Source organism: Lentzea sp. NEAU-D7 (assembly GCF_026242055.1).
Lineage (GTDB): Bacteria > Actinomycetota > Actinomycetes > Mycobacteriales > Pseudonocardiaceae > Lentzea.
Map to the genome: position 1 here is coordinate 348,386 of NZ_JAPJDL010000002.1, position 16,885 is coordinate 365,270.

General features: G+C 70.8%; 16 protein-coding genes. 8 read left to right on the plus strand and 8 right to left on the minus strand.

What is annotated here, in order from left to right:
• Positions 1–55: 55 nt before the first annotated feature.
• Positions 56–901 (minus strand): AraC family transcriptional regulator, encoded by an 846-nt coding sequence (locus ORI60_RS05055; RefSeq protein ID WP_266034822.1) that lies wholly within the window; start codon positions 899–901, stop codon positions 56–58.
• A gap of 90 nt (positions 902–991) precedes the next feature.
• On the opposite strand from ORI60_RS05055, the gene ORI60_RS05060 reads away from it, so the two are divergent.
• Positions 992–1,666, plus strand: a complete 675-nt coding sequence (locus tag ORI60_RS05060; protein WP_266034824.1) for an alpha/beta fold hydrolase — start codon at positions 992–994, stop codon at positions 1,664–1,666.
• Between the two features lie 52 nt (positions 1,667–1,718).
• Here the strand turns inward: ORI60_RS05060 and ORI60_RS05065 are convergent, their stop codons facing one another.
• The 4 genes from ORI60_RS05065 to ORI60_RS05080 all read right to left on the minus strand — a co-directional run bounded on the left by ORI60_RS05065 (position 1,719) and on the right by ORI60_RS05080 (position 3,848).
• A complete protein-coding gene (locus tag ORI60_RS05065) occupies positions 1,719–2,123 on the minus strand; it encodes a hypothetical protein (RefSeq protein ID WP_266034826.1) in 405 nt (134 codons plus the stop codon).
• Between the two features lie 43 nt (positions 2,124–2,166).
• Positions 2,167–2,445, minus strand: a complete 279-nt coding sequence (locus tag ORI60_RS05070) for a dynein regulation protein LC7 (RefSeq protein WP_266034828.1) — start codon at positions 2,443–2,445, stop codon at positions 2,167–2,169.
• Entirely contained in the window at positions 2,442–3,272 is an 831-nt protein-coding gene (locus tag ORI60_RS05075; protein ID WP_266034832.1) for a hypothetical protein, read from the minus strand. Before ORI60_RS05075 ends, ORI60_RS05070 begins: the two co-directional genes overlap by 4 nt.
• 162 nt (positions 3,273–3,434) lie before the next feature.
• On the minus strand, positions 3,435–3,848 hold the full coding sequence (locus tag ORI60_RS05080; protein WP_266034834.1) for a hypothetical protein: 414 nt from the start codon (positions 3,846–3,848) through the stop codon (positions 3,435–3,437).
• A 19-nt stretch (positions 3,849–3,867) separates the two neighbouring features.
• Between ORI60_RS05080 and ORI60_RS05085 the strand changes: the two genes are divergently transcribed.
• Genes ORI60_RS05085 through ORI60_RS05095 form a run of 3 tightly spaced genes read left to right on the plus strand, consistent with a single transcriptional unit; the run spans position 3,868 to position 8,767 of the window.
• On the plus strand, positions 3,868–4,578 hold the full coding sequence (locus ORI60_RS05085) for an ABC transporter ATP-binding protein (protein WP_266034836.1): 711 nt from the start codon (positions 3,868–3,870) through the stop codon (positions 4,576–4,578).
• Positions 4,575–5,207, plus strand: a complete 633-nt coding sequence (locus ORI60_RS05090) for a hypothetical protein (RefSeq protein WP_266034839.1) — start codon at positions 4,575–4,577, stop codon at positions 5,205–5,207. Before ORI60_RS05085 ends, ORI60_RS05090 begins: the two co-directional genes overlap by 4 nt.
• Entirely contained in the window at positions 5,207–8,767 is a 3,561-nt protein-coding gene (locus tag ORI60_RS05095) for a BTAD domain-containing putative transcriptional regulator (RefSeq protein ID WP_266034842.1), read from the plus strand. The genes ORI60_RS05090 and ORI60_RS05095 overlap by 1 nt, the downstream gene beginning before the upstream one ends.
• On the opposite strand, the gene ORI60_RS05100 is transcribed toward ORI60_RS05095, so the two are convergent.
• The 3 genes from ORI60_RS05100 to ORI60_RS05110 form a co-directional block, all read right to left on the minus strand.
• Positions 8,687–9,994 carry an FAD-dependent monooxygenase gene (locus ORI60_RS05100; RefSeq protein ID WP_266034845.1) on the minus strand — a complete coding sequence of 436 codons (1,308 nt, stop codon included), beginning with the start codon at positions 9,992–9,994 and terminating at the stop codon, positions 8,687–8,689. The genes ORI60_RS05095 and ORI60_RS05100 overlap by 81 nt on opposite strands.
• Positions 9,995–10,077: 83 nt before the next feature.
• A complete protein-coding gene (locus ORI60_RS05105; RefSeq protein ID WP_266034848.1) occupies positions 10,078–11,571 on the minus strand; it encodes a flagellar basal body protein FliL in 1,494 nt (497 codons plus the stop codon).
• Positions 11,568–12,020, minus strand: coding sequence for a hypothetical protein (locus tag ORI60_RS05110; RefSeq protein WP_266034851.1), 453 nt, complete (start codon positions 12,018–12,020; stop codon positions 11,568–11,570). The genes ORI60_RS05105 and ORI60_RS05110 overlap by 4 nt, the downstream gene beginning before the upstream one ends.
• Positions 12,021–12,037: 17 nt before the next feature.
• Between ORI60_RS05110 and ORI60_RS05115 the strand changes: the two genes are divergently transcribed.
• The 4 genes from ORI60_RS05115 (at position 12,038) to ORI60_RS05130 (ending at position 16,854) form a co-directional block, all read left to right on the plus strand.
• Positions 12,038–12,847 carry an SIR2 family NAD-dependent protein deacylase gene (locus tag ORI60_RS05115; protein WP_266034853.1) on the plus strand — a complete coding sequence of 270 codons (810 nt, stop codon included), beginning with the start codon at positions 12,038–12,040 and terminating at the stop codon, positions 12,845–12,847.
• A gap of 10 nt (positions 12,848–12,857) precedes the next feature.
• Positions 12,858–14,372: an AMP-binding protein gene (locus ORI60_RS05120; RefSeq protein ID WP_266034856.1), complete on the plus strand. Its 1,515-nt coding sequence runs from the start codon at positions 12,858–12,860 to the stop codon at positions 14,370–14,372.
• Positions 14,373–14,516: 144 nt separating this feature from the next.
• A complete protein-coding gene (locus ORI60_RS05125; RefSeq protein WP_266034859.1) occupies positions 14,517–15,833 on the plus strand; it encodes an NlpC/P60 family protein in 1,317 nt (438 codons plus the stop codon).
• A 112-nt stretch (positions 15,834–15,945) separates the two neighbouring features.
• Positions 15,946–16,854, plus strand: coding sequence for a hypothetical protein (locus tag ORI60_RS05130; protein WP_266034861.1), 909 nt, complete (start codon positions 15,946–15,948; stop codon positions 16,852–16,854).
• Positions 16,855–16,885 lie beyond the last annotated feature (31 nt).

Here is a 16,885-nt window from a genome sequence, read left to right on the forward strand (position 1 = left end):
CCCCTCGACCCCAAACAGTACGCTTGTCCTGTAAGCCGGTTCAAGCCAGGTTGCCCTAAGTCACGATCCGGGTGCGGTACTCGCCGGGAGATCGTCCGGCGAACCTCCTGAAGGCGGCGCCGAACGCGCTTTCGGTCCGGTAGCCGCTGGCCGCGGCGATCGAGGCGACGGTGCCGGTGGTGTCCCGCAGCAGACGGGCCGCGTGCCGCATGCGCATCCGGTACAGGAAGTCGAGCGGCGTCAGGCCGGTGTTCTCCCTGAACCGCACGAAGAACGTCGACCGCGACATCGCCGCGATCCCCGCCAGCTCCGCGACCGTCCACGGGTGCCGCAGGTCGGCCCGCATCGCCTCGAACGCCGGTCCCAGCCCGGGGTCGTCCGTCACGTGGTCGCGCAGGACCTGCAGCAGCAGGACCTGGCAGAGGCGGTCGAGGATCATCCCGCCTCCGCCGATCTCACTCCTGATGAGGTCGATGGTCGCCGCCGCCGCACCGGCGCGGACGTGGATCACCGGCGGCAGGACGCCGAGCAGCCGTGCGTCTTCCGGTTCGCAGGTGAAGCCCGCGCCGACCAGCGTCGTGTCGTGGCCCTCGCCGACCTGTGCCCGGTCGCGCGGCTTTCCGTGCTCGTCCTCGTAGCAGGGAGCGGCGAACACCGAAGGCGTGTCCGGGTCCGCGGCGATGCGGTAGGGCCGCCGCCCGGCGATGACGTAGCAGTCGCCCTGCTCCGCCCAGAAGCTCTCACCGGCCACCGTCACGTGCGCGCGGCCCCGCACGACGACCTCGACCCGCAGGTCCAGCCGTCCGACGAAGTGCAGCGCCCACCGCCCGCCGGCGTGCAGGGGCGTCGTGACGACCCAGTTCACGCTCAGCTCCGACAGGACCTGCTCGAGCGGGCTCACGGACTCTCCCGACAGAAGGGCGGACTCTGACGACGGTCGTCGCTGATCTTGCCCGGCTAGCGTAGGTCCACACGGACGAAGGAGATCTTGATGGACCGCGGGAACCTGCTGCTCGTGCACGGTGCCTGGCACGGGTCGTGGTGCTGGGACCTGCTGGTTCCCGAACTGCGCGCCCGAGGTTGGACGACCTCGGTGGCCGACCTGCCGAGCGCCTCGGGCGACCCGGCCGCGGGCGTGCGCGAGGACGCGGAGGTCGTGCGGGCAGCGCTCGCGGAACTGGACGGACCGGTGACCGTGCTGGCCCACTCCTACGCGGGTGTGCCCGTCGCGGAGGCCGCGGGGACGGCCGACCGGCTCGTCTACCTGGCGGCGCACGTGCTCGAACCGGGCGAGGCTGTCGTGACGCCGCTCGGAGGGCCCTGGTACGAGGCCGGGACCGAACTGGTCGAGGTGCCGCAGCCGGCGCGCGACCTGCTGTTCGCCGACGTACCGGACGATGTCGCGCGGTGGGCGGCCGAGAGGCTGCGACCGCAGAGCGTGAAGGCGTTCGAGGAGCCGCAGACGACGGCGGCGTGGCAGACGGTGCCGACCGCGTCGATCCTCTGCACCGAGGACGCGATCTTCCCGCCGCTGTTCGCGGAACGGGCGGCGAAGGCCGGAGTCGTGCGGTACCTGCCGGGATCGCACTCGCCGTTCCTGTCGAGGCCCGCGGATCTCGCCGAGGTGATCTGCGGGGTCACCGACGAGTTGCGCGCCCAGGGGTAGCCCGGCCGGGACGGGGGGAAGTGAGCCGGGCTACCCGGGCAGGGCGGCGTGGTTACGCGCCGCCGTGTTCCTTGACGACCCGGCGGGCCGAGGCGAAGAGCATGCCGATGTTGACCGACTTGGGGCACACGACGACGGCGACGACGTCCTCGTCGTGGTTGTTGCGGACGAACAGGTGGGTCAGGTTGCTGCTGTTGACGAGGACTTCCTGGAAGTAGTGCTCGGCGCTCGAGATGCCTCGCCGCTCCTTGAAGACGTCCTCGATCATGGTCACCGTGCGGCCCTGGAAGAGGTCGAGCGTCGCACCGGCGAGCAGGTCGAGCACCTCGGACGGATGGCTGTCGGTCATCTCGAACGAGAGCAGCATGCCGGTGGCCATGTCGACGACGCCGGCGGCCAGGCAGCCCGGCACCTCCTGCCGCAGTTGCCGGACCATCGCGGTCATCTGGTCGGACATGATTCTGGGGCTCGTGTTGGGTTGCGTCATTTCACATTTCTGTTCAGGCGGCGGAGGGGGCGGAGTTGATGCGGTCGATCGCGGGCTGCGACTCCTGCGCGAACGACGGTGTGCTGGAAAGAACCCGCCCGGCCCCCTCGCTGGTTCTTCGGGCGATTCCGAGACCGGTGATGAACAACTCCGGGATGACTTCCGCGTCGAGGTCCTCGGAAGCGTTCGCGAGAATGACGATGCCGTCGCTCGCGGCTATCAGGGTGTCCGTTGTCCCGGTGACCCGTTCGCGCAGACCGTGCGGTTCGGCGGCCGGCACGTCGTGTTTCACGGCTTTTTCCTCTCGGGTTGTTTGAACAGTTTCGGCAACAGCTGGCGCCGCAACGACCGGGGCAGCGGCACCTCCTCGCCGGCCATCGAGTCGTGGGGTGGGGGAGGGGGCTGCCGGGGGTGCAGCGGGGCTGTGTGGCGCGGCGGCGCGCCGACGATCGCGGTGCCGGGCACGACGGTCAGCAGTCCGTCGGCCACCATCCGGCAGGCCTCGATCGTCACCGGGTAGACGCTGCGGCCCGACGCGAACGCGATGTCGCGCGCGGTGCGCCGGCCGTTGGCGTGCATGAGGATCTCCCCGCGCACCGGGCGGTGCCGGAGCAGGCGGGCTCCCGTGGTCGGGGCGAGGCGATCGCGGTGCGGACCGAGCGGGCGCTTCAGCGCGAGCAGCGAGGAGAGCCGGCGCGAGGTCTCCTGGAGCAGGCGGACCGGTTCGATCGCCGTCCTCATCGCGACGGCGACGTCGAGCGTCTGCGGGGTGAACACGCAGTCCTCGACGTCGCCCGCCACGATGGTGAACGCCGCGTCCTGCGTGGACATCATGGCGACGACGTGCAGTTCGGTGTCGCCGACGTTGCCGCGGGTGCCGGAGGTGAGGGCGGCGGTCCACTCGGACTCGCTGATGCGCCCGGTGCGCAACAACAACGCGTCCGGCCCGGGCGATCCCGGGCTTTCCGCGCAGATGATGCCGCCATTGCGCAGGTGAATTCGTCCACCCGGGTTTCCCAGGACGTGCACCGTGCCGGTGGCTTTTGCCGCGGCTCGCCCGGTCAATGCACCCGCGAACAGGTCGAAGGGGATTTGCGTGCCGCTGGTCAGGGGAGTCACCCGCATTCCGTACTGGATGAGCCGTGCGGTTTCCGTCCGCCGCGCTTGCGTGAACTCATCTTTGTTGCTCGGGTGACGTTTTGTCGCTGCTGTTCACTCGATCGTGTGAAAAGCAACGCGGTTGCATTTATAGGACATCTATGTGCGTGACGCAGAGTTTCGTCAGGCGAACATGAGAATGATTCCGAAGGTGACCAGCATCAGCAGTTTCGCGCATTCGAGCGCGATGTAGGCGAGATGTGCGCGGGAACGGGGAGGGGTACCTCCGTCGATGATGACCGCGGCCCTGGCTTCCAGCCTGGGCCGCAGCAGCGTCACCTGAACTGCCAGTGTCACGGCCAGCGCCACCAGCAGCACGGTCGCGGCCACCGGGCGCGGGGCGAGCGCGAACGTGATCGCCGTGGCGGCCGCGAGCACGATCTCCGCCGAGTTCAGGGCGCGGAACACGAGCCGGCCGATGCCGAGTCCCAGCGGCAGCGTGATGCCGGGCGCCCGGAACTTCAGCGGCGCCTCGATCGAGATCGCCAGCACCATGCCGAGCCAGATGCACGCCAAAGCGAGCGGAAGCGGTGTCATGGGTGGTTATCTTGGCGTGGTGCTCCTGGATCAGGTTTCGAAGCGGTACGGGCGCGGGCCCTGGGTGCTGCGCGACCTCACGCTGGAGGTCTCCGGCCTGACCGTGCTGAGCGGTGCGAACGGCACCGGCAAGTCGACGTTGCTCAAGATCGCCGCGGGCGTGCTGAGGCCGACGTCCGGCCGTGTCGAGCGGCCCGCCTCGGTCGGTTACGTGCCCGAGCGGTTCCCTTCGGACGTCAAGATGTCTGCTTCGTCCTACCTCGCGCACATGGGGCGCGTCCGCGGCACCGAGGTCGGTGATGTGCTGGAACGACTGGGATTCGTCGGCTCGATGACGGCGCCGATGTCCGAGCTGTCCAAGGGCAACACGCAGAAGGTGGCGCTGGCGCAGGCTTTGGCGGCCTCCGACGTGCTGGTGCTCGACGAGCCGTGGACCGGTCTCGACCCCTCGGCGGCCGCCGAACTGGTGTCGTTGCTGGAGGGACGGACGGCGCTGGTGTCCGACCACGAGGGACACCTCGCGTCGGCGACGCGCGTGGACCTCGCCGGCGGGCACGTGACGATCGAGCTCAGCCGGGTCTCCGCGCCCGATGCGCTGGAGGTGCTGGAAGGCGTGCGGTCGGTGCAGGCGCGCGGGTCGTCGGTGCGGGTGGTCGTGGCGCCGGAACGAAGCGATCAGGTGCTGGCGGAGGCGCTGCGGCTCGGCTGCTCGGTGCGGAGCGTGCGGTGATCGCCCTCGTTCGGTACCTCGCGGTCGACGTCCTTCGCGGGCAACGGTATCTGGCGCCGCTGCTGGTGTTCCTCGGCGTGATGGGGATGCTGTTCGCCAGCGACGCCGGGCAGCCTCTTGAGGCGTATTCGGGTTCGTCGGCGCTGCTCTACCCGATCGCGGCGTGGATGGCCGTCGTGGTGGCGACGTCCGAGGACGTGGTGCGGCGCGAGATCACCGTGGTGAACGCGGGCGGCTGGCCGCGGGTGCTGACGGCGGCGGCGCTGGTCGCGGTGATGTTCGCGATGGCCATGGCGGTGCTGGCGGCGGTGTGGCCGGTGGTGACGAACCCCCACCCGTACACGGCGGGCGAATTTTTTGTCGGACTCGCCGCGCATACTGGATGTGCGTTGCTCGGCGTCGGGGTGGGCCTGCTGTTCGCCCGTCCCGTCCTCGACTCCATCGGGCGCACCGTGCTGGCGGTGTTCTCGGTGGTGGTGCTGACGTACCCGCTGGGGCGGGCCACCCCGCTCGGGTGGGTGCTGGACGCGCTGGGCCACAACAGGGTGTCGCTGTCCCTGCTGGGGACGGCGGCGGTCGGTGTCGCGCTCGTGGCGGCCGCGGTGGTGGCCGGGGTGCGGCGGGCCTGATGCGGGTCAACGTGCTCGGGCCGCTGCAGGTCCTGGCCGAGGACGGCGCACCGGTCGAGGTGCGCGGAAAACGGCTGCGGTGGCTGCTGATGCGGCTGGCGGTGGAACCTGGCACCGTCGTCGCGCCGGACCGGCTGATCGCCGACCTGTGGCCGGACGAGCCGCCGGTCGACGGTGCCGCGGCGTTGCAGTCGCTCGTCTCGCGGTTGCGGCGGGTGCTCGGCGCGGCCGCGATCTCGTCGCACGCCACGGGATACCGGCTGGAGGCGGAGACCGACGCCGAGGTCTTCGCGCGCACGCGTGACGCCGCATTGTGGCGTGGCGCGGCGTTCGAGGAGGCGCCGTTCGCGGCGGACGAGGCCGTGCGGCTGGCGTTGCTGCGCGACGACCTCGCGGGCCTGGAGGCGCTGGCGGCCGCGCATCCGCTGCGCGAGGACGTGCAGGCCCGGTTGATGCTGGCGCTGAACGCCGCCGGACGGCGGTCGGACGCGCTGGCGGTGTTCGCGCGCGTTCGCACGGCCCTGGCCGACGAACTGGGCGTGGACCCCGGTGAGGCGCTGGCGGCCGCCCACCTGACGGTGCTGCGCGAGCGCGTCGCGCGCGGCAACCTGCCGGCGCCGGTCGGGTCGTTCGTGGGGCGTGGCGCGGACCTGGCCGCGCTGGGCTCGTTGTTGCGCGACAACCGGTTGGTGACGCTGACCGGGTTCGGCGGCGTGGGCAAGACGCGCCTCGCGCTGACGCACGCCGCGTCGGAACCGCAGGCGTGGTTCGTCGAGCTGGACTCGGCGGCCGATCCGCTGGCGGCGCTGGACGCCGCCCTGGGCCCGAACCCGTTGGCGGCGCCGGTGTTCTCGCGGCTCGGGTCGTCGCTGGTGGTGCTCGACAACTGCGAGCACGTCGTGGACGCCGCCGCGGCGCTGTGCGTCCGGCTGCTCGCCGAGGCGCCGGACGCGCGCGTGCTGGCGACGTCGCGCGAGCCGCTGGGGATCCCGGGCGAGGTCGTGTGCCCCGTGGCGCCACTCGACCTCGATCACGCCGTGCGGTTGTTCTCGGCGCGGGTCGGTACCGCGCTGGATGCGGACGTCGTGCGGCGAGTTTGTGCTGCGCTGGAGGGGATTCCGCTCGCCCTGGAGCTGGCGGCGGCCCGAGCCCGGTCGTTGTCGGCGGCACAGCTGGAGTCTCGTGTGGACAGTCGGCTGCGGTTGCTCGACCGCGGCGCGCGGACCGGACCGGCGCGCCACCGGACGCTGAGGGCCGTGATCGACTGGAGCTGGGATCTGCTGGACGAGGCGGAGCGCGCGTTGCTGGCACGGCTGGCCGTGTTCGTGGGGGGCGCTACCGCCGCGGCGGTGCACGAGGTGTGCGGGGCTGACTTGGACGCGGACGCCGCTGGCGGGGTGGCTGCCGCCTCGGTGGGTGCGGCTCGTGCGGATGCGGCTCGTGTGGATGCGGCCGGCTTGGAAGCGGCCGGCTTGGGTGGAGTGGCTGCCGGGGTGGCGGACGAGGTGGGTGGTGCCAGTTCGGGCAGGGCGGTTGCTGGTTCCGGGCACGAGGTGCGCGGGACCGGCGTTGGTGAGGCCAGCGCGGGTGGAGTGGCTGCGTCGGTGGTGGGCGAAGCCGGTGGGCCCGTTTCGGGCGGTGCTGGCTTGGGTGGGGCGGCTGCTCCGGTGATGAGCGAGGCTCGCAGGGCTGACTCCGGCGGAGCGGCCAGCGCGGTGGCGGACGAGGTGTGCGGGGCTTACTCGGAGGCGGCCGCCGTGAGCGGGGTGGCCGCCGCTGTGGTGGCCGCGGCTCGTGTGGACGCCGCGAGCTTGAACGCCGGGGGCTCAAGTGGCGCGAGCTTGGATTCCGCGGGTTCAGGTGGTGCGAGCTTGGACTCCGCGGGTTCAGGTGGTGCGGGCTTGGGCGCGAGGGGTTCTGGTGGCGAGGGTTTGGACTCCGCGGGTTCAGGTGGTGCGGGCTTGGGCGCCAGGGGTTCTGGTGGCGAGGGTTTGGACTTCGCGAGTTCAGGTGCCGAGAGCTTGAACGCCGCGGGTTCAGGTGTCGCGAGCTTGGGCGCCGACGGCTCAAGTGGCCCGGGCTTGGACTCAGCGGCCCTGGGTGGCGCAGCCGCCGAGACGGCGTACGAAGCGCGCGGGGCAGGCTCTCGCAGGGGTACCCCCTCTCCGGGAACCCCTACATCTCAACGTACTCACGAGGTCCGACAAGATCGGGACCTCTGGGACACCGAGGACCTGCTGGCCGCTCTCGTCGAGAAGTCGCTCGTCGTTCGCTCAGGTGAGCGCTATCGGCTGTTGGAGACCGTGCGCGAGTACGCGTCGGAGCAAGGGCAATCGGACCACAAGAGACACGCGGCCTACTACGTGGCGCTGGCCGAGCGGTACGAGCCGTTGCTGCGCGGGCCGAGGCAGCTGGAGGCGTTGCAGGTCTTCGACGCGGAGCGGGCCAACATGGACGCGGCCATGGCGTGGGCTGTGGGCAACGACGTCGGGGTCGCGCGGCGGATGATGGCCGCTCGTACGTGGCACTGGCTGGTGATGACCAAGAGGTTCGAGGAGATCCGCCGCTGGGCTCCGCAGGTTCCCGGGGACGCGCTGTCGGAGGTGCTGGCCGCGCTCGGCACGCCTCAGGCGGTGGTCGCGGCCGAGAGGTTGTGGCAGGAGGAAGTGCCCACGGCGTTGTGCGCGCTGATGCTGACCAGCGGGCAGATCTGGGGTGTGCGGGAGCTGGGGGACCGGTTCGCGTTGCTCGCCGAGCGGCTGGAGCGGTCGCCGGACGAGTGGATGCGGGCGTTCTCGGCGCTGGTGCGCGGGGTGGTGGCCGGGGAGTTCAGCGAGGGGGCGTTGCCGGAGGCCGAGGCGCAGTACCGGCGGGCGCTGGAGCGGTTCCGGGCCGTCGGTGACCGGTGGGCCGTGGTGTTCGGGTTGTCGTGCCTGGTCATGTTGCTGATCAACCGGGGCGCGTTCGCCGAGGGGTTCGCGGCGGTGGCCGAGGCGCGGGAGGTCGCGGAGGAGCTCGGCGAGCCGGAGAGCGTGCTGGTGCCCATGTCGGTGCTGGTGCAGACGGCTCGGCTGAAGATCAGGATCGGAGATCTCGCCGGGGCCGGTGAGGATCTCGCGACGGTGCCCGCGCCGGCGTTCGCGCTGGACCGGGGGCGGATCGAGCAGGCGCACGCGGAGATCGCGTTCTTCAGCGGCGACTTCGAGGAGGCCGTCGCGCTGTACCGCAGGGCGTTGGACGCCACGGCGGGCTCGCGGGCGAGCCAGTTCCGGGCGACGGTCCACGCCGGACTCGGGCTGGCGCTGACCCGGCTCGGCCGCCTGCGTGAGGCGGGGGAGGAGCACCGCAGGGCGCTCGGCACCGTCGAGGAGAGCGCGGACGGGCCCGCTCGCGCGTCGGTGCTGGAGGCGTACGCGGACTGGCTGCTCGCCCAGGGCGATCCCGCCGGCGCGGGGAACGCCCTGGACGAGGCCGGACGGCTACGCGGCGGACCGAGCAGCGACCCTGCGGTGGTGCAGCTGCGTGACCGGGTTCGCGCCGAAGTACGCGTCGATCGCTGACCGGCCGATCGCGGCGACGTAGCCGTCCGGGCGGACAAGCACGGGGCCGTCGGGGAAGTCGAGCGTCACGAAGTCGGGGCCGCGCAGCAGGTCGAAGATCCGGCCCTGCTCGGTGATCCCGTCGGGCATGCGGTCGCCCGCGCGCAGACCGGGCCCGTCGTCGGTCCGGTACGACAGCGAGAGCTGCAGCGTCTCGTCACCGCGGCGCTCGAACGGGTTGCCGGACATCATGATCGCGGTGGTCATGCCGAGCAGCCACTCGGCGACGGGCTTGCGCTCGGTCTCGTAGGTGTCGAGCAGCGTCTCCATCCCGAGCTTCCAGCCGAGGTTGTAGGCGTCCTGGATGCCGGTGTTCATGCCCTGCGCTCCTGCGGGCGAGTGCACGTGGGCGGCGTCGCCCGCGAGGAACACCCGGCCGGTGCGGAACCTGTCCACCATGCGGATGTTGGTGCGGTGCAGGGACATCCACGTCGCGTCGTGCAGGACCACGTCGTCCAGGCCGGTGCACTCGCGGACGATCCGCTGGTACAGCGCCAACGACGGTTCGCCGTCGTCTTCGGCGGTCGCCTGGAACTGGAAGAGGTCCGTGCCGGGCAGCGGGCACAGCGCGAGCCACCGGTCGGCGCGGTTGCCCCAGCTGTGCCAGTGGTCGCGGCCGAGACCGGAGACCCGGACGTCGCCGATGTACATCCGCAGGTCCTCGCGGGTCTCGCCGACGAACGAGACGCCGAGCTCCCTGCGCACGAACGACTTGCCGCCGTCGCAACCGACGAGGTACTTCGCGCGCACGGTCTCCGGGCCGATCACCGCGGTCACGCCGGAGTCGTCCTGGGCGAACGACGTCAGCGGCATCCCGTACTCGACGGGCCGGGGGAGCGCCTCCCGCAGGATCTGCTCGACCCGGAACTGCGGGATGAGCATCGTGCGGGCGTACGGGCGTTCGACCGTGGGGTGGCGGCCCTCGTGCACGTCCCACTCGCGCAGCACCTGACGGCCCCGGTAGGCGCGCATGGTCATGTCGAACCGGCCGGACGCCAGCACGGGCTCGATCACGCCCAGGTCGTGGAAGACCTCCATGCTGCGCGGCTGAAGGCCCTTGCCCCGGGAACCGGCGAAGGGCGCGGCCGCCGCGTCGACGATGCGGAACGGCACACCGCGGCGGGCGAGGTCGAGGGCCAGGGTGAGGCCGGTCGGGCCGGCGCCGATGATCAGAACCTGAGTGTCCATGGGCCCAGGTTCGGGCCCGGAACTGCCAAGGCCCTGTCACCGCGCTGTTGCGGGTGACAGGGCCTCGGTGGACCTGCGAGGACTTACTTCTTGAGCAGCTCGATCAGCGCGTCGACGTCCTTGGGCTCGAAGCCGCGGAACAGCGACAGGGCCAGCTCGTAGTAGGAGCGGACCGGGCTGACGTACCACTTGCCGTCGACCTCGGTGGCGACGACGCCGACGCCGGTCTTCATGACCGACCCGGCCACCCGGCCGATGATCTCGACGGCCTCGGCGGGGACCTTCTTGCCGCCCTGCTGCTGCAGCAGCTGCGTGATCTCGTCCGCGCACAGCTTCTGCGAGCCCTGGCCAGGCACGTCGGCCGCGTAGCAGTCACCCTCGCGCGTGATCGTCACCGTCTCGCCCTCGGCGGTGACCGACAGCTTCTTGACCGTGACCTGCTTGCCGCCGGCGACGTCCTTGACGTCGGTCTCCAGCGCGTTCAGCTTGGCGCCGGTCGGCTTCTGCTTGCCGGCTTCGGCCAGCAGCAGCGGGCCGAGGTCCTGCAGCACACCGGCCTCGTCGGGCGGAAGCAGCGCGATGACCTTCGACAGGTCGGCGTCGAGGGCGGCGTTCACCATCTGCTTCGCGGCGTCCTCGGCCGAGCTGGCGCCCTGCGGCGCGATGCCCTGAGCCGGCCACTTCTTCTTGTCCTCCTCCAGGACCGCGTTGGCGATCGTGTAGAAGGCGCTCGGGTACCACTTGTCGCCGACCTTGATCGACGCGATGCCGATCGGCGTGCCGCGCTTCTGGACCTCGGCGGTGATGTCGAAGGTCTCGGACTTCGACGAGGTGAGGTTCAGGTCGTCACCGAGCGCGTCGACGAGCTTGTCGGTGAGCGGGATCTTCGACGCGTCCGAGGTGATCGTGATCTTGCCCTCGACCAGCTTGTTGATGGTGAGGTGGTCGTTGATCTTCTCGGCCTTGGCCTCGTCGAACTTGATGTTCTCGCTCTTGAACTCGACGCCGCTCAGCTTGTTCGGGTCGGCTTCGGGCTTGAGGATCTCGAGACGCTTCATCTCCTTCGTCATCGAGTCCATGTAGTCCTTCGACAGCGCGGCCTCGGCCGGCGCGAGCGACGCCATGATGCCGACGACGTCACCGCTGCCCAGCTGCTCGACGAGGTTCTTCGCCGCGATGGCCGGGGTGTCCTGGCCCGAACCGGGGGCGGCCTTCTGCAGCGCGAAGAACGTGACACCGCCGCCGATCAGCAGCAACACGGCGACGACGGCCGTGACGACCAGGCCGGTGCGCTTCTTCTTCGGCGGCTCGCCGCCCATCGGCGCGTAGCCGTAGGGCTGCTGGGGGAAACCCTGCTGGGGAAAGCCCTGCGGGCCCGTCTGCGGGAAGCCCTGCTGCGGGAAGCCCTGCGGTCCGGTCTGGGGGTATCCGCCCTGCTGGGGCTGCTGCGGGTAGCCCTGCTGCGGGTAGCCACCCGGCTGCTGGGGCTGCTGCGGGTAGCCGCCCTGCTGGGGCTGCTGCCCGTACGGGTTGTTCTGCGGCTGCCACTGGTCGCCGCCACCACCTGGGTAGCTCACGGGTTCCCTCCTGAGGTTCTCACTGCGCTGCGCCTGGTCGAGGTGAGCACCGTGATCGCCCCCACGATCGTCAGTACGGCACCGGCAAGGGACGTGACTGGTCCGGAGGTGCTGATTCCGACCAACGCACCCTTGCTATCCCCTTGGACTGTGGCAACCAGGGCCACGGTTCCCCCGATCGTGCCAAAGAGAATGGCGACGCACCCGGCAAACCGAGGAAATCGGACCACGTACAGCGCGATCGTGATCATCGCCAGCGGCGTCAGTCCCACCCAGACCGACGTGACGACGGTGCCCGCCACCCCGTCCAACCCGGCGAGATCACGCAGCGAGAGCACTTCGTAACTGTCTCTCGTGGTCGATCCGGATTTCAGCCACGGCAGGAAAGTCCCGACGATGGTGGTGACCAAGCCCACTGCCGCGATCGCGGCTCCCACAGCGCTGCGCACGCGACTAGTGTGAACCGATGCCTTCCCAGGCGTGCGCAGAGGCACGCGCTCTGGTCGCGTCGGCGCACCGGATCACGGTGCTGACGGGGGCGGGCGTCTCCACCGATTCGGGCATCCCGGACTTCCGCGGACCAGCCGGGCTGTGGACCCGAGACGCCGACGCCGGGCGCGGGTCGTCGCTGCAGGCCTACCTCGCCGACGCCGAGCTGCGCAGGCTCGCCTGGCGGGCGAAGCTCGACAGTCCCGTGTGGACCGCCCGGCCGAACGCCGCGCACAAGGCGCTGGTGGAACTGGAACGGTCCGGCCGGTTGCGCACCGTGGTCACCCAGAACATCGACGGCCTGCACCAGAAGGCGGGCTCCGATCCCCATCGCGTGCTGGAGCTGCACGGCACGCTGCACGCCACCGTGTGCCTGGGGTGTGGTGCCACGGGCCCGATGCGCGACGCGTTGAAGCGCGTGGCCGAGGGCGAGGAGGAGCCGGACTGCCGTCGGTGCCGGGGCATCCTCAAGTCCGCCACCATCTCGTTCGGGCAGGAGCTCGACGGCGAGGTGCTGCGCCGCGCCCGCCTCGCCGCCCTCGACTGCGACGTGCTGCTGGTGGCCGGAACGTCGCTGTCGGTGCAGCCCGCCGCGGGCCTCGTGCCGCTGGCGGCCAAGGCCGGCGCCCAGGTCATCATCTGCAACGCCGAACCGACGCCGTACGACGCCGTGGCGGCCGTTGTGCTGCACGAACCCGTCGGGGAGGTGCTGCCGGACCTGAGCTCCGTTCCTCCATCCGGGGGAGGCCGATTCTCGTCCTGGGGAGATCCGAGCACCTGGTCGTAGGGTCGGGTCCATGCGCGTACCGCTGATCACCACCGACTTCCTGGACCGGGCGTCGTTCGCGTTCGCGGCGACGACGGCGACCATCGACGAACCGGACCAGCCCGCGAAGCCGGTCGCGACGACGACGTACGCGGAGATGGCGACCCGCGTGCGCGCGTGGCAGGCCGGGTTCGACGCTCTGGGCGTCGGCGAGGGCGAACGGGTCGCCGTCGTCAGCCACAACTCCGCGCGGATGCTCGAACTGCTGCACGCGCTGCCCGGCAGCGGGCGGATCTGCGTGCCGGTCAACTTCCGCCTGCGGCCCGACGAGGTGAAGTACATCGTCGAGCACAGCGGCGCCTCGGCGTTGTTCGTCGACCCGGAACTGGAACTGGACGACGTCGTGGCGCGTCACCGGTTCACGCTCGGCGAGGAGTCGGAGTCGTTGCTTCGGTTCGATGTGGAGCCACGGCCGTGGAGCGCGCCCTCGGAGGACGCGACGGCGACCATCAACTACACGTCCGGCACGACCGCGCGCCCCAAGGGCGTGCAGCTGACGCACCGCAACATCTGGCTCAACGCGGTCACGTTCGCCATGCACACCCGTGCGTGGGAGGGCGACGTGTACATGCACGTGCTGCCGATGTTCCACTGCAACGGCTGGGGAATGCCGTTCGGGCTCGCCGGCCTCGGTGTGCCGCAAGTGGTGCTGCGCAAGGTCGACGGTGCCGAGATCCTGCGCCGTGTGCGCGACCACGGCGTCACGCTCATGTGCGGCGCACCGGCCGTGTGGAACGCAGTGCTGGACGCCGCCGCCTCGTGGGACGGCGAGATCCCCGGCCGTGACACCGTGCGGATCGTGTGCGCCGGTGCGCCGCCACCCTCGCGCACGATCCAGCGCGTGACCGAGGAGCTCGGCTGGGAGTTCCTGCAGATCTACGGCCTGACCGAGACGGCGCCGCTACTGACCTTCAACCGCGCCCAGCCGGGGCCCCAGGGCGAGGAGAAGGCGAAGAAGCAGTCGCGGGCGGGCGCGCCGGCTCTGGGAGCGCAGCTGCGGATCTCGGAGAACGGCGAGGTGATGGCGCGCTCGAACGTCGTCATGGAGGGCTACTGGGAGAACCCGGAGTCGACCGCGGACGCGATCGAGGACGGCTGGTTCCACACCGGCGACGGCGGCTTCTTCGACGAGGACGGCTACCTGACGATCTCGGACCGGAAGAAGGACGTGATCATCACCGGCGGCGAGAACGTCTCGTCCATCGAGGTCGAGGACTGCCTGTTCTCGCACCCGGCCGTCGCCGAGGTCGCGGTGATCGGCGTGCCGCATGAGAAGTGGGGTGAAACGATCAAGGCGCTGGTCGTGCTCTCCGGCGAGGTCACCGAGGCCGAGCTGATCAAGCACTGCAAGGAGCGGCTCGCCGGGTACAAGGCGCCGACGTCGATCGAGTTCCGCGACACCATCCCGCGCACGGCGACCGGCAAGATCCAGAAGTTCAAGCTCCGCGAGCCGTACTGGGCGGGCCGGGACCGGGGCGTGAACTAGTCCACACCGGCGACACGCCGGACTCCGATCGTCCCAAAAGGACCACCGACCGTGTTCCACTGTGACACGAGTGGTTGACGGTGCGTTAGTTCCAGATGCGCCGGATGCGTCTGATTGGTCTAATGCGGTTGGAGGTGATGTCCGGTGTTGACACGACTCTCCGCCGTGGTCGCGGTGTTGATGACGGCCGTCCTCACGGGGACCGCGGCCGCCGTGCCGCCCCCGCCGCCGAACCCGAGCGACGCGGAGATCTCGGCGACGCGGGCGGAAGCGGACGCGAAGGCGGCCCGCGTGGGCGAGCTGACCGGGCGGCTCACGCAGGCCGAGTCACGCCTGCAGGAGCTGTTCGACGACGTCTCGTACAAGCGCGAGCTCGCCAACAAGGCGCGTGTCGACCTGGAGACGGCGATCTCCGAGGCCGAGGCGGCCCGGCGTGAGGCCGCCGCCGCCCGCGTCGAGGCCGACGCGGCCTCCGCCGCCGTGGAGAAGAGCCGCCTCGAACTGGACGAGTTCGCCGCGGCCTCCTACGCGCAGGGCACCACCGTCGGGTCCTTCTCCGCCTACATCGGCGCCAAGTCGCCGGAGGACCTGCTGGCCCGCGCCCAGATGCTGGAGGCGGTGTCGGCGTCCAGCCTGAACCGGCTCGACCAGGTCACGCGTGACCAGGGCACCGCCGCGAACCTCGACGCCGCCGCCCGCGCCGCGCTCACCAAGGCCGAGACGAAGCAGGCCGCCGCGGACGAGGCGAAGAAGGTCGCCGAGCAGGCCCAGCAGGTGGCGGTGGACGCGCACTCGGCGCAGGCCGCGGCGACCGAGGAGCTGCAGGCGAACAAGGACGCCGTCGAACGTGAGCTGGCCGCGGCGCGAGGCGCGGTCAACGGGCTGGAAGCGCAGCGCCAGCAGTACGACCAGTGGACCGAGGCCAAGCGGCGCGAGGACGAGGAGAACGCCCGCCGCGCCGCGGCGGCGGCTGCCGCGGCGGCCGCGCCCAAACCCCAGCCCCAGGCACCCCGCCCGATCGCGGCGGCGCCCGCGCCGTCCGGCAACCGCGTGCAGACCGTGATCAACCGGGCGCTGGCCCAGCGCGGTGTCATCTACGCGTGGGGCGGCGGCAACTACAACGGCCCGACGTACGGCGTGCGCGACGGCGGTGTCGCCGACTCGTACGGCGACTTCCGCAAGATCGGCTTCGACTGCTCCGGCCTGATGATGTACGCCTTCGCGGGCGTCGGCGTGTACCTGCCGCACTACAGCGGCTACCAGTACAACTCCGGCCGCAAGGTGCCGCTGTCGCAGATGGCCCCCGGCGACATGATCTTCTGGGGACCGGGCGGTGGCACGCACGTGGCGTTGTACCTGGGCGGCGGGATGATGGTGGAGGCGCCGCATTCCGGTGCCGTGGTGCGGATCTCGCCCGTGCGGTACGGCGGCATCATGCCGTACGTGACCCGGATGCTGTGACCCGTTCGCACGGCGGCGTTCCGAATCCCCGATATCGCTGGTGCGTGGTGATCTCGTCATGCATGATGTCGCTCCGCGATCAGCGGGACCATTTGGACCTGGGGGATTCATCATGCGCGTGGCCGCGTTGTGCGCTGCCGTCATCACCGTCCTGACGGCCGCCGTGCCGGCTCAGGCACAGTCCGGTTGTGTCTGGAGACCGACCGATCTGCCGCTCCCGGCGTCCGCGCCCAGCGGCACGCTGAGCGCCGCCAGCCCGGACGGCAGGTACTTCGCCGGGCAGGTCGAGGAGGGCGTGCTGCTGCTCTGGCACGACCGGGAGCTGATCGAGCTGCCGGGCACGGAGAGCGCCTGGAGGGTGGCCGGCGTGAACGGGAGCGGGCACGTCGCGGCCATGGACGACATCGGGGCCTTCGTGTACCGCGACGGCGGCAAGCAGCACCTGCCGGTGCCCGCCGGGCGCAAGGGCTACGCCAAGGACATCAACGAGCTCGGCGACGTCGTCGGGTACCTCGACGGCGGGAACACGACGATCGTGTGGAAGGCCACGAACCCCGGCGCGTACGAGCTGATCGAGACCGCGAACGCCGTCGCGATCGACGACGAGGGCCGCATCGCGTTCCGCAGCGGGGTGATCCGGTCGGCCGACGGCACCTCGGTGCGGATCGCGGGCTATCCCGCCGTGCAGATCGAGAAGTTCCAGGGCGGCAGGGTGATCGGCCGCGTGGACCGCGCGTTCACCAAGTTGCGGGAGTGGACCCCGGCCGGCGCGGTCGTGCGCGACTACGTGATCAACCCGAGCAGCCCGATCGGCATCAACCGCGACGGCCTGCTCGCCAGCGGCTACTTCAGCTCCGGCAACAGGTACGGCGCGTGGCAGGGCAGCACGCTCGTGGGCGATGTCGGATCCAGCTCCGACCTGCACGTCGTGGGCGTGACGGACACCGGCCTGCTGGCGGGCTTCCGCCGGTGGCGCGCCGAGGACAACTTCTGGGGACCGTCCACCTGGGCCTGTTCCTAGCCGATGCCGGTCGGTGGCCTGCTCGCGCGAG

Coding starts and splice junctions, on each gene's coding strand:
- ORI60_RS05060 (WP_266034824.1), top strand. CDS start 992: ATGGACCGCGGGAACCTGCTGCTCGTGCACGGTGCCTGGCACGGGTCG.
- ORI60_RS05065 (WP_266034826.1), bottom strand. CDS start 2,123: ATGTCCGACCAGATGACCGCGATGGTCCGGCAACTGCGGCAGGAGGTG.
- ORI60_RS05080 (WP_266034834.1), bottom strand. CDS start 3,848: ATGACACCGCTTCCGCTCGCTTTGGCGTGCATCTGGCTCGGCATGGTG.
- ORI60_RS05095 (WP_266034842.1), top strand. CDS start 5,207: ATGCGGGTCAACGTGCTCGGGCCGCTGCAGGTCCTGGCCGAGGACGGC.
- ORI60_RS05100 (WP_266034845.1), bottom strand. CDS start 9,994: ATGGACACTCAGGTTCTGATCATCGGCGCCGGCCCGACCGGCCTCACC.
- ORI60_RS05115 (WP_266034853.1), top strand. CDS start 12,038: ATGCCTTCCCAGGCGTGCGCAGAGGCACGCGCTCTGGTCGCGTCGGCG.
- ORI60_RS05120 (WP_266034856.1), top strand. CDS start 12,858: ATGCGCGTACCGCTGATCACCACCGACTTCCTGGACCGGGCGTCGTTC.
- ORI60_RS05130 (WP_266034861.1), top strand. CDS start 15,946: ATGCGCGTGGCCGCGTTGTGCGCTGCCGTCATCACCGTCCTGACGGCC.